The 13,268-nt window shown below is 50.2% G+C and carries 13 protein-coding genes; 8 read left to right on the top strand and 5 right to left on the bottom strand.

The window, feature by feature from the left end:
- Nucleotides 1-3: 3 nt before the first annotated feature.
- Nucleotides 4-1,374, bottom strand: a complete 1,371-nt coding sequence (locus BMZ51_RS13250; RefSeq protein ID WP_068002082.1) for a flagellar biosynthetic protein FliO — start codon at nt 1,372-1,374, stop codon at nt 4-6.
- A gap of 445 nt (nt 1,375-1,819) precedes the next feature.
- Between BMZ51_RS13250 and flgB the strand changes: the two genes are divergently transcribed.
- The 7 genes from flgB (at nt 1,820) to cckA (ending at nt 7,929) form a co-directional block, all read left to right on the top strand.
- The gene (gene flgB, locus BMZ51_RS13245) at nt 1,820-2,227 is read left to right on the top strand and encodes a flagellar basal body rod protein FlgB (protein WP_074882094.1); all 408 of its coding nucleotides are present in this window, start codon (nt 1,820-1,822) and stop codon (nt 2,225-2,227) included.
- A gap of 54 nt (nt 2,228-2,281) precedes the next feature.
- The gene (flgC, locus tag BMZ51_RS13240) at nt 2,282-2,692 is read left to right on the top strand and encodes a flagellar basal body rod protein FlgC (RefSeq protein WP_068002079.1); all 411 of its coding nucleotides are present in this window, start codon (nt 2,282-2,284) and stop codon (nt 2,690-2,692) included.
- 34 nt (nt 2,693-2,726) lie between these two features.
- A complete protein-coding gene (gene fliE, locus BMZ51_RS13235; RefSeq protein WP_068002071.1) occupies nt 2,727-3,035 on the top strand; it encodes a flagellar hook-basal body complex protein FliE in 309 nt (102 codons plus the stop codon).
- A gap of 63 nt (nt 3,036-3,098) precedes the next feature.
- Nucleotides 3,099-3,365: a flagellar biosynthesis protein FliQ gene (fliQ, locus tag BMZ51_RS13230; RefSeq protein WP_068002063.1), complete on the top strand. Its 267-nt coding sequence runs from the start codon at nt 3,099-3,101 to the stop codon at nt 3,363-3,365.
- 43 nt (nt 3,366-3,408) lie between these two features.
- On the top strand, nt 3,409-4,182 hold the full coding sequence (gene fliR / locus BMZ51_RS13225) for a flagellar biosynthetic protein FliR (RefSeq protein ID WP_068002058.1): 774 nt from the start codon (nt 3,409-3,411) through the stop codon (nt 4,180-4,182).
- Between the two features lie 11 nt (nt 4,183-4,193).
- A complete protein-coding gene (flhB, locus tag BMZ51_RS13220) occupies nt 4,194-5,270 on the top strand; it encodes a flagellar biosynthesis protein FlhB (protein ID WP_068002052.1) in 1,077 nt (358 codons plus the stop codon).
- 94 nt (nt 5,271-5,364) lie between these two features.
- Complete coding sequence (cckA, locus tag BMZ51_RS13215; RefSeq protein ID WP_068002050.1) at nt 5,365-7,929, top strand: cell cycle histidine kinase CckA; 2,565 nt, start codon at nt 5,365-5,367, stop codon at nt 7,927-7,929.
- A gap of 98 nt (nt 7,930-8,027) precedes the next feature.
- Here cckA and BMZ51_RS13210 read toward each other — a convergent pair whose 3' ends face one another.
- The 4 genes from BMZ51_RS13210 to BMZ51_RS13195 form a co-directional block, all read right to left on the bottom strand.
- Complete coding sequence (locus tag BMZ51_RS13210) at nt 8,028-8,498, bottom strand: hypothetical protein (RefSeq protein WP_068002047.1); 471 nt, start codon at nt 8,496-8,498, stop codon at nt 8,028-8,030.
- A 323-nt stretch (nt 8,499-8,821) separates the two neighbouring features.
- Nucleotides 8,822-9,601 (bottom strand): C40 family peptidase, encoded by a 780-nt coding sequence (locus BMZ51_RS13205; protein WP_068002045.1) that lies wholly within the window; start codon nt 9,599-9,601, stop codon nt 8,822-8,824.
- 226 nt (nt 9,602-9,827) lie between these two features.
- Nucleotides 9,828-10,742: a pseudouridine-5'-phosphate glycosidase gene (locus BMZ51_RS13200; protein WP_068002042.1), complete on the bottom strand. Its 915-nt coding sequence runs from the start codon at nt 10,740-10,742 to the stop codon at nt 9,828-9,830.
- Between the two features lie 32 nt (nt 10,743-10,774).
- Nucleotides 10,775-11,698, bottom strand: a complete 924-nt coding sequence (locus BMZ51_RS13195) for a carbohydrate kinase family protein (protein WP_068002039.1) — start codon at nt 11,696-11,698, stop codon at nt 10,775-10,777.
- Nucleotides 11,699-12,169: 471 nt separating this feature from the next.
- Here BMZ51_RS13195 and recA point away from each other — a divergent pair, with 471 nt between their 5' ends.
- Nucleotides 12,170-13,234 (top strand): recombinase RecA, encoded by a 1,065-nt coding sequence (gene recA, locus BMZ51_RS13190; RefSeq protein WP_068002033.1) that lies wholly within the window; start codon nt 12,170-12,172, stop codon nt 13,232-13,234.
- The last annotated feature ends 34 nt before the right edge of the window (nt 13,235-13,268 follow it).

The following is a 13,268-nucleotide window of genomic DNA, read 5'->3' as shown; positions in this document are numbered from 1 at the left end:
AAATTATTTAGTGTTGGCCTCAATGTCATCTAGCAGGTCTGCCATTTCCTTTTCGATGCCAACAACGGCTTCTTTTTTGGTTTCTTTTGGTGGTGTTTTTTCGTTCTTTTTTGCCGCTGCCTTTGTTGGTTCCGGCTTTTTAGAGGCCTCTTTGGGCTTTGCTTGCTCAGGAGCTGCTTTAGGAGTGTCCGGCTTGTTGGTCCGGTTGTCCTTGGCTTTGGTGTTTTCTTTTGCCTTTACCGGCTCAGCCTTTTGTTCTTTGGCAGGAGCTGGTGCAATCTCGGGTTTTGTCTCAGGTTTTTGTTCCTTGGCAGGGGCTGGTGCTGTTTCAGCTTTTGCTGCAGCCTTTGCAGTGGCTTCTTTTTGCGGTGCCGGCTTTTCCGGGGCCGGTTTGTGCTCTTCTTTCTTTTCCTCTTGTGGCTTTGCTTTCGCTTCGTTCACGCGGGGACGTAAGAAGGCACTCTTGGCATTTGCAGCAGGACCGCTGAGCGGGGGTGTAATCGCTGCTGGAGCAGTTGGTTTTATTGCTGCTGGTGTTGTTGCCCTTTGGGCTACAGGTGCTGGTCCAGTCTTTTCAGCTTCTGGTGCCTTTGGCTCAGCAGATGTTGCCAGTGGCTTTATCGGAGAAAACCCTTGGCTGCGCAAAGGTGCAGGCCGTGCTGTGATAGGCCGTGCGGCGACCTTTTGAACCGGGCGTGCGCCACCAATGGTTGGTGTTTGCAATGCGCCAGGCTTTGTGGCTTGAGCGATTGGCGCAGGGGCTGCAGGTCTGATCGGGCGCGCTTGTGCTGGCTGCGCCGCAGGAGCTGACCTCTCGTTTAAAGGAGTAGCCGCTGCTGTTTGTGCAGCCATTGCCTTAGGCGCAGGCGTTTTTGCCGCCATTGATTGTTCTGGGTAAGCACGGGGTGTGGGCGCAGGCTTAGGCGGCGTTGGCTCTGTTGTGGCTTGTGTGCCCCAGTTCAGCGCTGCACTTGGTTCGGTTGGGAGTGCGCCTTGTTCGAAGCCAGATTGATTTGGTTCGGTTTGTGCCGCGCCTGCAAAAGCTTGCCCGCGTGAGGGAGCTGAAACTGGCACTCCTCGGATAATACCTTGCTCAACCACAACATCGTTAGCTCCACCGATCAAAATCAGATGTTCAACGTTGTCGCGCCGAACGAGCAATAGGCGGCGGCGGGCGTCGATATCAGTGGCGTCCATAATGGCAAGACGAGGCTGGCGACTTCTGGAGCCTTTGTAACTTGTTCTAGCCAGGCGCTTCAACAGTGGTATGCACACCGCGATAAGAACGACGATAATCAGCAATGCCAGTACGACTGCCAGAAACTGAGCTGTTCCCTGAGACGCACCGGTGGTTTTGGCCAACCAGTCAGGCATGAAGGCTCCTCAAAACGTATTCAACATTCAGCGGACTGGCTTGTAGATAAAACAGCCCGAGAACGGGGGACGATTCCCCGCTAAAATTCTTCGCGCATTTGTAACCTATAGTTTAGCTAGAATGAACAGTTCAGAGGGAGGAAGTTTGTCGCGTTACCCGAGTTTTTTGCTGGAAAATGGTTCTTAGGCTGTTTGAGCGAGCTGAATGCAGGTGGGCAGACAATTTTTTCCGGTTGCTGAGGTGTATTGATTAATGAAATCTGAATGTGGTGATTCTCATTGGTGATGAGGACGTGGCTGGGATGTGCTAGTCCACTGCATTTGAAGGATTCTTCGGTGCGTAAATATTAATGGATTATTAATGTTAACTTTTTGTTAACCAATACCTAGGCACTTTCTACCTAGTTTAATTTACTAAATCTATTCGCATAGGTTGTGTTGCCAAATGGCCTTAATTGATCTTCCGATGTTTCAGGCGTTGCGTGAAAAAATGCAATGGCATCAACAACGTCAGGGTGTGCTTGCGGAAAACGTCGCAAATGCTGATACACCGGGATATCGCAGTAAAGACCTCAAGGAGCTGAGCTTCTCCGATATGGTAGATGCTGAGCAAGATTCAGGGACTTTACGACCTGCTGTGACCAATTCCACGCACATTAGCAGTGGCGGTATGAGCGTGAGTGTTGGAACAAAAGTGAATAAGGCTTCCAGCTTTGAGCGAACACCGAACGGTAACAGCGTCGTTCTGGAAGAGCAGATGATGGAAATTGCTCAAAACCAGATTGATTATCAAACTGCGACGAGCCTTTATTCACGCAGCCTAGGCATGTTGAAGACCGCACTTCGAGGTTGATCGAGTGCAGCTGCCGGGATGGAAAGTACGCTAGGGTAACTGCGGGAGGCACCCATGGATTTCATGAAGTCGATGTTTATCGCTGCGTCTGGCCTTAAGGCACAGACGGGCCGGATGCGGGTCATCGCAGAAAATATTGCTAATGCTGATTCTACCGGGCAAACGCCGGGTGCTGACCCATATCGGCGTAAGGTTCCAACATTTTCAAGCAGCTTTGACAGCAAGGTAGAAGCTGAACTTGTGAAGCTTGGCAGGGTTCGGGAAGATCAAAGTGAGTTTGAGGTTCGTTACGAACCAGACCATCCCGCAGCCAATGAAAAAGGCTACATCAAAATGCCGAATGTGAATACGCTGGTTGAGATGGCGGATATGCAGGAAGCAACACGCTCTTATGAAGCAAACCTGAACGTTGTGAAATCCTCGCGTTCAATGATGCAGAAAACACTCGATATTCTTAAAGGTTGATGAGCGGTTGTGACAGACCGGAAGGAGAAACATCATGTCTAATGCTTCTGTAGCTGCAAGTGCTTATGCCAATACAGCCAAGCTCGCGAACCCGCTTGAAGCTGGCAATGAAGTTGCTGACAAGAGCGGCGCATTTGGAAACATGGTTCAATCTGCAATCAGCGAGATCAATGAAAGCGGTCAAGTTGCTGATGTGCAATCGCTGGATCTGCTGCAAGGCAAGGCCAATGTGGTTGATGTGGTGACGGCTGTTGCTGAAACCGAGCTTGCTTTGGAGACCGTTGTCTCTGTTCGGGACCGTGTTATTTCTGCGTATGAAGAAATTATGCGGATGCCTATTTGATCGTTTGGCTTTATGTGTGATTGCCAGTCTTAAGAGCGAAATCAAGATAATGGTGAGGCCACGATGAGCGGTGCGGAAGTTCTGGATATTGCCAGTGAAGGTATTTGGACACTTATTTTAGTGTCCGCGCCCGTCATGCTTATCGGGTTGCTGGTTGGTGTGATTGTGGCGCTGTTTCAGGCTTTGACGCAAATTCAGGAACAAACACTGGTCTTTGTTCCAAAAATTCTGAGCATTTTTATCGCACTTCTTGTAACGCTTCCCTTTATGGGGGAGTTGATGAATTCATTTACGAACCGCATTGCCGGGTTGATAGTCTCCGGATATTGAGAATAACGCGGCGCGGGGTCACCAGCATTTTGGGAGCAGTTTTGTGACGGTCAATCTGGATTTCCTACCGGTGATCGTTATGTCTTTTCTGCTCATGTTTGCTCGCATCGGCACCATGATGATGCTTATTCCAGCTTTTGGTGAAACCTTCATTCCGGTTCGGGTCAGGCTGACTATTGCGCTGCTGCTTACCTATGTGATGTTGCCGATCAACTCTGGTCTTTATCCTGCTGATGCGATGAGCAGCCTTGCCAGACTTCTGAGCTTGCTTGGAGGTGAGTTGCTGGTGGGGATCTTTATCGGGCTGTCCATGAAGCTCATTTCCTATGCGCTGTCTACCGCTGGAACCATCATGGCCAACCAGTCTGGCCTTGCATTTGCGATGGGCGGTGATGCTACCAACTCTGGTCAGCAGGGCGCGTTGATGGGGAACTTTCTTAACGTGCTTGGCATCTGCATGGTTTTTGTCACGAACCTGCATTACGTGATGATTGCTGCCATGCAGGACAGTTTTACGCTGTTTCCACCTGGAAACCCCTTGCCTGTTGGGGACCTTTCAGCGCTCGCGGTCGATACTGTATCTCATATGTTTTCAGTTGCCGTTCGTCTTGGTTCTCCATTTATTGTTGTTGGGATTGTGTTTTATTTCAGCCTTGGCTTGCTGAATAAACTCATGCCTCAAATGCAGATTTTCTTCATTGCTATGCCGATTAACATCATGATTGGCTTTGGTATCTTTTTGCTGCTGCTATCGACTTTGATGGGGTACTACCTATCGGAGTTTCGAAATGCGCTTCAGCCGTTCCTTTTGAATTAAAGAGGGATTGAATGGCTGAAGATACCGACGATTCGGAGAAAACCGAGGACCCAACCCAAAAACGGCTCGATCAAGCTCATGAAAAGGGGGACATACCCAAATCGCAGGAGGTCAGTTCCTGGTTCTCCTTGCTGGGTACTGCGTTGGTGGTGTTTTTCCTTGCGCCCTCAATGGCTGCTGGGATCACCGGTATCTTAAAGGGCTTTTTTGCGCATGCAGATACAATAGCTGTTGATCCAGCGGCTCTTGTTTTCCTTTTGGAAATAACTGGGCCTGAAATACTGGGGGTGGTGGCACTTCCGTTGTTAACGCTTCTGGTTCTGGCTGTGATTGGTAACCTGGTTCAGCATAAGCCGCTTTGGACCGGTGAGCGAATGAAGCCAAAACTCAGTAAGATTTCGCCACTTTCAGGGGGTAAGCGCCTGTTCTCTAAGGACAGCCTTGCGAATTTTCTGAAGGGACTGGTGAAAATCACAGTTGTTGCGACTGTGGTTTTTCTGGTGTTGTGGCCAGAACGCGAGCGACTGGATACGGTGGTGTTTAGAGAAACCGGTCTTGTGCTGGTGGAAGTACAGGAATTAGCGATCCTTGTGATTGGGGCGATTCTTGCTTTTATGACTGTTGTTGCGGGAGCCGATTTGGTCTGGCAGCGCAAGAAATGGTTCGAAAAGCAAAAAATGACCCAACAGGAAGTGAAAGAGGAATACAAACAGTCTGAGGGCGATCCAAAGATTAAGGCCAAAATTCGAGAGTTGCGCCTTCAGCGTTCACGCAACAGAATGATGGCAAGTGTGCCGAATGCGACGGTTGTGATTACCAACCCAACCCACTATGCAGTTGCGCTGCAATATGAAGAGGGTATGGGAGCGCCAACATGTGTTGCGCTTGGGGTGGATGAGCTGGCGCTACGCATACGAGAGGTTGCTAAAGAAGCTAATGTGCCGATCGTGGAAAATCCACCGCTGGCACGTGCATTGTATGCATCGACAGAGTTGAATGATTATGTGCCTGAGGAGCACTACGCTGCAGTTGCCAAGGTGATTGGTTACGTCTTGCAATTGCAAAAGAAGGGGAGCTGGCGGTCATAACAGCATGTGAGTGCTGGTATGCGAGCTTCAGGGTGGGATATACTCAGGGTACGATTGAGCCAAATCGTCTGCGGGTAGCCGTAGAGAGGGTAAGATGACGAAGACCGAAGCGCGGCGACCTGAGCCGGTGATTGACAAAACAGACAGGGGCGGCAGCCTTGGGGCCTTGATGCTACTTGCATTGGGCCTTGTTGCAGCAACTGCCGCATTTGCGTTGATGCGCAAAGAGGAAGCGGAGCCGTATATACTTGGGCTGTTGGGTGTTCTTGCCGTTGTTGGTGTGTTTTCTCTGTTTGCATTGTCCATTGGGCTACTGCGGTTTATTTCCAAGTCCGATCGTAATCCGCTGGCAGAATCCTTTATGAACTCGTTAGAGGACGGGGTTTTGCTGGCAGACCACAACAGTCGCATTGTCTATGCAAACCAGTCCTATGCTGAGCTGACTGGGGCTCGTGGCCCGGCTGACGTACGCACGGTGGAACGGGTTTTCTCCTCCGACCCGGATGCTGCTGATGCCATATTCCGTTTGTCACAAGCAGCGCGTGCCGGGCGATATGCCACTGAAGAAGTGCGCTTGCCCAATGCTGTTGGGGAAGTTGCAAACGGTGCGCGTTGGTACCGCATTGGTGTTCGGCCTCTTGAGCAAGATGTTGCTATTGGTGTTGGCGGCGGGATCGCTATCTGGCAGGTGGCGGATATTACACGCGATCGTACCGAGCAAGAGAATTCGTTTCAGGAACTTCAGCGCGTTATCAATTTCCTCGACCATGCTCCTTGTGGTTTCTTCTCGTCAGACAGCAGCGGCAAACTGGTGTACCTGAACGCGACCCTTGCAGACTGGCTGGGTTATGATCTGACGCAGTTCATTTCCGGCGAACTGACTTTGAAGGACATTGTGCGCGGCGAAGGTGCTGCCTTGGTGGAGGCGCTGCTGGGTTCTGAGGGCGAAGTTAAAACCGAGAGTTTTGATATTGACCTTGTAACACGCAGTGGAACAGGCTTGCCGGTGCGCCTTGTACATCGCGTTCCGTTTGGGGCTGAAGGGCAAGCAGGTGACAGCCGCACGCTTGTTATCAACCGCTCGGCGGGCAATGATGATGAAGAAGCGCTGCGCGCAGCAGAAGTTCGCTTCTCCCGGTTCTTCAACAACACACCGGTTGCAATTGCATCCATTGACAAGGCTGGCCGGGTGGAGCGCACCAATGGCCCATTTATGCGCTTGTTTGAGCAGGGCGAGGGCCTTGGCAAAGATGTGAAGCTGACTGAGTTTGTTGTGGAGGGTGACCGCGCTGCGCTGCAAAATGCGCTCGATGAAGCGGCTATGGGTAAAAGTGAGATTGCCCCACTTGATGTATCCCTTGAAGATAAGGGAGACCCAAGGTCTGCAACTTTTTATGTTTCAGCTGTTCAGGATGGGCAGATCGGTGAAGATGCTGCCGTGATTTATGTGTTGGAGACGACGCAGCAGCGCGCTCTTGAAGCTCAGTTTGCACAAAGCCAGAAGATGCAGGCCATTGGCCAGCTGGCAGGTGGTGTTGCGCACGACTTCAATAATGTCCTGACAGCAATTATCGGTTTCTCTGATCTTCTTTTGGCAAGCCACCGGCCATCGGACCCGGCCTTCCAAGATATCATGAATATCAAGCAAAATGCGACCCGCGCGGCTGGGCTTGTGCGCCAATTGCTCGCTTTTTCCCGACGCCAGACATTGCGTCCTCAAGAACTTGCATTAGCTGATGTGCTGGCAGACGTTTCCATTCTTTTGGACAGGCTGCTTGGCGAGAAAGTTGGGCTGAAGTTGGTTCATGGCCGCGAGCTTTGGCCTGTCATGGCCGATGTGAACCAACTTGAGCAGGTGATCGTCAATCTTGCAGTGAACGCACGTGATGCGATGGAGAGCGGCGGCGAGGTCGCAATTCGTACGCTCAATGTGAGTGAGGACGCATCACGAAGCTATGAAAATACGCGCGGAATGCCTGCGGGTGAGTATGTGCTCATTGAGGTTGTCGACAATGGCCATGGTATGTCGTTGGAAGTGATGGACAAGATCTTTGAGCCATTCTTTTCCACTAAGGAGGTGGGCAAGGGGACAGGCCTCGGGCTTTCAACTGTTTATGGCATTGTGAAACAAACTGGTGGTTATGTATTCTGCACCAGTGAGGTTGGCAGTGGCACGACGTTCCGCATTTTCCTTCCCCGATACATCGCCTCTGAAAAGGACAAGGTTGTCGAGGTCAAGCCTGAGCAGGAACCGACCAATGCCGATTTGACCGGGTCTGCGACAATCTTATTGGTGGAAGATGAAGAAGCTGTGCGAGCCTTTGCTGCCCGTGCTTTGAGCGGGCGTGGTTATGAAGTCTACCAAGCGGGGTCTGGCACGGAAGCCTTGGAGATTATGGAGGAGACCGGCGGTGCGGTTGATCTTGTGGTCTCCGATGTGGTGATGCCGGAGATGGATGGGCCGAGCCTGCTGATTGAGCTGCGGAAAACCCGCCCTGACCTTAAGATTATTTTTGTGTCTGGATATGCTGAGGAAGCCTTTGAGAAGAACCTTCCAGCAGAAGAGAGCTTCACCTTCTTGCCAAAGCCATTTACGCTGAAAGAGCTAGCAACGACAGTGAAAAAGACACTGGAAGCAAAGACACAAGAGCGCGTGTGAATTCTTTCATCGCTCTGGTTTCAATTAAAAAAAGCCGGTCACGTTTTGCGTGTCCGGCTTTTTTTAATTTGGAGTAATCAGCAGCTCTTCATATTTGTTTATGAGCAACCAGAGGAGGCTTCTGCATTTGCCTTCATGCTCTGCAAGCTTCGCGTCAAGCCCGGGTTTCCAGGGAGGCTGAAAGATCGCTCATCTGGCGTATAGATGTTGTTAATCAGCGCCACGTCTTGAACCGCTGTCGTGTGACATTGGGAGCCAGAGAAACGGACGCGAATGCGGTAGGCGCGCTCGCCTGAATCGGATGGTCCGAACTCGCTGTCGAGAACAGGGTCTCTGCCACGCACATAGCTTTCCATTACGACCATGTTCAGCTCGTTTTGCTGCACAATGGTGCCTTTGGCATTTGCGCTGCTAACTAATGTGTTACGCACAACTTCAGGAGACGCTTTGATCTGTACGGTCTGCGCGTTACTCGCCGCGCGAATAGTTGGCAGGCCACCACGAGGCGATGGGCCGCTTTGGCAAGCTGCGAGGGTTGCCGTTAATCCGATAAAAATTAGTTTCTTCATAGCGTAAATCCTGCGGATGATAAAAGTACGACAACTATCAGCAGCCGCGAAACTTTATTGAGGCGTGATTTCAATTGGGCCAACCGATAACTTCGGCCAGTCATTATCGCATATGCCTGCCAAATGGCGATTTGATGGGCGCTATACGACCAAAAAAAGCAGATACGCCAATAAAACACAGTGATGGGAAGTTCTATAGCTCAAGAATACCTAAAATAATAGGAGAGGAAAAACAACGGTGCGTTTCCCGAAAGCAGAGTCAAAGCCTAAGCATGTGCAGAGCTGACTAGAACTATGGGGAAATTGAGGACACTTTTTTGATTTCACCTGTGCGAAGGGGTGTCGCCTGAGCGCTTGGCAGGAATATAGCGCGGACCCGGGCACCTGTTCCTGTCACTGGGAAAGGTCGACCACACACAAACCAACCGCTGGTCGGCTGCAATGCTGGCTGGGGTGATGACCTTCTGCTGTTTAAAATGCTGCCAACAATCATCTAAGCTGAGATTTGGGGTATTGCAATCTGGGTGATCTTTCCACCTGCCTTTGAGCCACTCATAGAGTGCTTTGCCGTGGATACCAATCTCATTGATCTTAATCGGAGTTCCGAGATCGAAACCGACTGCTTTGTAGGTGAGGTTTACGAGTTCAGCACCAGATAGTTCTGAAGAGCCGCTTCTCCAAAAATAATCGTTTGGTGTGTGAAGATATTCATTTGCGAGTCTGGGAGGAATGTATGCGTTTGTTTCAGATAAGCCGCGAACCTCATAGATTGCATAGCGGTGTGACTGCGTCTTGTTTAAGAAGGTTTCCAGCAATATTTCCCAAAGGGATGGTTTGGTATCTAAGACAACCGGGCCACCCCCCGTTAGTCGCAGGATGCCAACATGTGCGTAGGGACTGTTCATAGCGTTTGCGACAGCGCTTTCCAAAGGACTGGTGCTTTCCACAAAGATCAATTGCGCGTTGCTCCAGTTCGCAAAGTCTGGGGCAATTGAATCTTGAGGTAAGGCATTTTCAATCGCAGTGGATGAAAGGATACCAAGAGCGAAGAGGTAGATGCAGGCCTTGCTGAGAAACGAAAAGTTCCTTCGTTCTTTTTCCATGAGCTGTGCCAACCTTTTGCCGGAGTATCTGGTTTTCTTAACCTCCATTGGGAGGGGAGCATAGCCAGTGAGAGGACCAAAGCCAAGGTTACACGGCTGTGCGAAACAGGCTAAAAAGCCCCTAGCTTATCGGTGCTGACAAGTTGCAGTGTATAGGGGCACTGTTCACGGAACTACAAAAAAACCGAGCTGGATGGCCAGCCCGGTTCCTACGATAATCTTTAGTTTAAGCAGACAAACCAGCTGCGATTTTTGCAGCAAGCTTGGCGTTGTTTTTCACCAAAGCAATGTTTGTTGCAAGGCTGCGGCCATTGGTGCGTTCAAAAATGTCCTGCAGAATAAACGGGGTTACGGCTTTGCCGGTGATGTTCTGCTCTTCGGCTGCTTTGAGGGATGCATCGATGAAGACCTGCATTTCATCGGCAGGAATTTCGTCTTCGAGCGGAACCGGGTTGGTAACAAGAATACCGCCGTGGTCACCGAATCTCTCGCGGAACTCGATCAGTTTTGAAACGTCGGATGCCTCGTCAAGACGGTATGGCGCTTTAATCTTTGAATCACGGGACCAGAAGGCAGGAACGTTGTCGCAGCCAAACCCAATTACAGGCACACCGCGTGTTTCCAAAACTTCAAGGGTCTTAGGAATGTCTAGTAGCGCTTTTGCATTGGCGGATACGACACATACAGGTGTTCTGGATAGTTCTTCAAGATCTGCTGAAATGTCAAAACTGGTTTCAGCGCCTTTATGAACGCCGCCAATGCCTCCGGTTGCGAAGACACGAATGCCTGCTGCATGTGCTGCCATCATGGTAGCTGCAACCGTTGTGGAGCCGTTTTTACCCAGCGCCATGGCAAAGGACAGATCTGCGCGAGAGCATTTCATGACGTCTTTGGCGTTTGCTAGTTCAACCAGCGTGCTGTCTTCCAAGCCAACGTGCAGGTCGCCGTTCAGTACAGCGATTGTTGCTGGCACTGCACCGCCATCACGAATGATTTGTTCGACTTCGCGGGCGGTCTCCACGTTTTGAGGGTACGGCATGCCATGGGTGATAATGGTAGATTCGAGCGCAACGATTGGGGCACCGTTGCTGAGAGCTTCTGCTACTTCTTTTGAGTGGTGGATCTTGATATTATTTCCCATGGTTTTCCCAGTCTTTCGTATGTTGTTGGTGCTTAGTTGCGCTCTAATAAACGAGCGTTAAGTGATTGGGGTGAGAGCGTTTCTGGCGCAGCTCCAGTTGCCTCTACTGTAATTGATGCAGAAGCAAGGCCGCTTTTTACGGCGTTAACGGGCTCGTTATTGCGGCTGCTTGCATAAAGAAAGCCTGCAATAAAAGCATCGCCCGCGCCAGTAACGTCCACTGGCACAACAGAAAATGGTGTGTGTGAGCTTGTTTTCCCTTTGCAGCAAAGGGCCAGTGGTTTGTTGGAGTCGCTTACAAGCACGGTTGGAATGCCCATTGATGCGAGTTTTTGAGCAAGCTCTTGTGTTGTGAACTGACCAGGTTTGCAATCGAGCAGGGCGGCTGCTTCGTCTGTGTTCGTAAAGAGAATATCGATCTCAGACAGAAGCAGGCGCAGCTTAGGGGCCTTGGCTATGGAGACAGTGTCAGCGGCGAACAGGCGATGTTCTTTTGCTCTTGCCAGTTCCAGAAGAGTTTCTTCTTCCAGATTGGTTTCGCAGAGCCAGATATCACAATCAAGCAGAGCCTGAGGGATTGGGTTGGTCTTTGAAAAACATACTTTTGAGGTGATTAAACTGTCTGAGATAGCTGAAAATAAGGTGCCATCCGGGTTATGCAGCGCCAGATATGAGCCAGTGCGTCCATCATCCAGCGTTCTGATACAAGATGTGTCGATCCCACATTCTTGTAAGCTTTGAGCGAGGTAAGCACCGTCTGCGTCGCCTCCCAGGCAACCATACATTGTTGGGTTCATGCCCAACCGTGCCATTGCCCGCGCAATGTTTGCGCCTACACCACCGGGACGCGACACAATTTTCCCAGGTGTTGATGTGTCGGGCTTAAATGGTCGATCTGCATGAGCAATTCTGTCTAGATGAATTGCGCCGATAACACCGACCTTGCTTCGAGACATATCTAGGTTCTCCCTCCCGATTTCGAAAGATAGCTGATATTCCATGAGATCGGTTGGCGCAAGCTACGGACAAATACAGACTGTGGGTGATGTATCAAAAGAACAGCTTTTTCCGTGGGAAGCTCGAGGTAGAGCATTCGTGTTTATGAAAAGACCATGGGAGCAGTGGGTGTAATTTGCCGTAAATTAAGGGGTGTGTACCGCTCTCTGGTAGAGGTCATGCAAGGCCACAACGCGAGTTTGCGAAGTGAAAACTGTGCAAGTTCACGATTCGTCAAAACTCAATGACCCTCAAAAATCCAAATTCAGTGTGGGGTGAAAAGTTATCTACATGTTGAACAATAGGAGAACGTGTTGCAATTACACGTTTTTTATTAGTTAGTTATCAGGTGTTGCGCGGTTGGAACAAAATGAGTACAAATAACTGACTTTGAAACTGCACGTCCATCGTGGAATAAGGGATGAGAACGTATGGCACAAACTTCACTTCGCCTTGTTGAGGGCAATCAGATGGACAAAAATAAAGCACTGGATGCAGCGCTTTCCCAAATCGAACGAGCCTTTGGTAAAGGTTCGATTATGCGCATGGGCCAAGGGCAGGCCGTGGAAATCCAAAGTGTTTCGACTGGTTCTCTCAGTCTGGATATCGGTCTTGGGATCGGTGGACTTCCTAGAGGGCGTATTGTTGAAATTTACGGACCTGAAAGTTCCGGTAAAACAACTTTGGCCTTGCATACCGTCGCCTGTGCGCAACAGGATGGTGGTGTTTGCGCATTTATTGACGCTGAGCATGCGCTAGATCCAATTTATGCGCGCAAGCTTGGTGTAAACATTGACGACCTTCTTATCTCACAGCCGGATGCTGGCGAGCAGGCGCTTGAGATTGCAGATACACTGGTGCGCTCTGGCGCTATTGACGTGCTCGTGATCGATTCTGTTGCAGCGTTGACGCCGAAAGCGGAACTTGAAGGCGAGATGGGAGACTCACTTCCTGGCCTTCAAGCGCGTTTGATGAGCCAGGCTCTTCGTAAGTTGACGGCTTCGATTTCCAAATCGAACACCATGGTGATTTTCATCAACCAGATTCGTATGAAGATTGGTGTGATGTTCGGGTCGCCTGAGACGACAACGGGTGGTAATGCGCTGAAGTTTTATGCTTCTGTCCGCCTTGATATTCGCCGTATTGGTGCAATTAAAGATCGTGACGAAATTGTTGGTAACCAGACCCGTGTGAAGGTGGTGAAAAACAAACTGGCGCCTCCATTTAAGCAGGTCGAGTTTGATATCATTTATGGAGAGGGTATCTCCAAGATGGGTGAGCTTCTGGATCTGGGTGTCAAAGGAGGCATCGTTGACAAGTCTGGTGCCTGGTTCTCATACAACAGTCAGCGACTGGGGCAGGGACGTGAAAACTCGAAAAACTTCCTGAAAGAGAATCCGGAACTTGCTAATGAAATTGAGTTGGCGATCCGCCAGAATGCCGGTTTGATTGCTGAAGCGATTGATGATCCAGAAAAAACTGCGGAAAACCAATAAGAGTTGGAGAGGCTGGTTTTTACCAGCCTCTTTT

This window comes from Pseudovibrio axinellae, assembly GCF_900110875.1.
Taxonomy (GTDB): Bacteria; Pseudomonadota; Alphaproteobacteria; order Rhizobiales; family Stappiaceae; genus Pseudovibrio; species Pseudovibrio axinellae.
Note: the sequence above shows the minus strand (reverse complement) of the source record. Positions and strands in the feature narration are given on the sequence as shown.

Bases quoted from the DNA above. Each gene is read 5' to 3' on its own strand.
- cckA (WP_068002050.1), top strand. From the start codon at position 5,365: ATGACGAAGACCGAAGCGCGGCGACCTGAGCCGGTGATTGACAAAACA.
- flgC (WP_068002079.1), top strand. From the start codon at position 2,282: ATGGATTTCATGAAGTCGATGTTTATCGCTGCGTCTGGCCTTAAGGCA.
- BMZ51_RS13200 (WP_068002042.1), bottom strand. From the start codon at position 10,742: ATGGGAAATAATATCAAGATCCACCACTCAAAAGAAGTAGCAGAAGCT.
- flhB (WP_068002052.1), top strand. From the start codon at position 4,194: ATGGCTGAAGATACCGACGATTCGGAGAAAACCGAGGACCCAACCCAA.
- BMZ51_RS13250 (WP_068002082.1), bottom strand. From the start codon at position 1,374: ATGCCTGACTGGTTGGCCAAAACCACCGGTGCGTCTCAGGGAACAGCT.
- BMZ51_RS13210 (WP_068002047.1), bottom strand. From the start codon at position 8,498: ATGAAGAAACTAATTTTTATCGGATTAACGGCAACCCTCGCAGCTTGC.
- fliQ (WP_068002063.1), top strand. From the start codon at position 3,099: ATGAGCGGTGCGGAAGTTCTGGATATTGCCAGTGAAGGTATTTGGACA.
- BMZ51_RS13195 (WP_068002039.1), bottom strand. From the start codon at position 11,698: ATGTCTCGAAGCAAGGTCGGTGTTATCGGCGCAATTCATCTAGACAGA.
- fliE (WP_068002071.1), top strand. From the start codon at position 2,727: ATGTCTAATGCTTCTGTAGCTGCAAGTGCTTATGCCAATACAGCCAAG.
- BMZ51_RS13205 (WP_068002045.1), bottom strand. From the start codon at position 9,601: ATGGAAAAAGAACGAAGGAACTTTTCGTTTCTCAGCAAGGCCTGCATC.
- recA (WP_068002033.1), top strand. From the start codon at position 12,170: ATGGCACAAACTTCACTTCGCCTTGTTGAGGGCAATCAGATGGACAAA.
- flgB (WP_074882094.1), top strand. From the start codon at position 1,820: ATGGCCTTAATTGATCTTCCGATGTTTCAGGCGTTGCGTGAAAAAATG.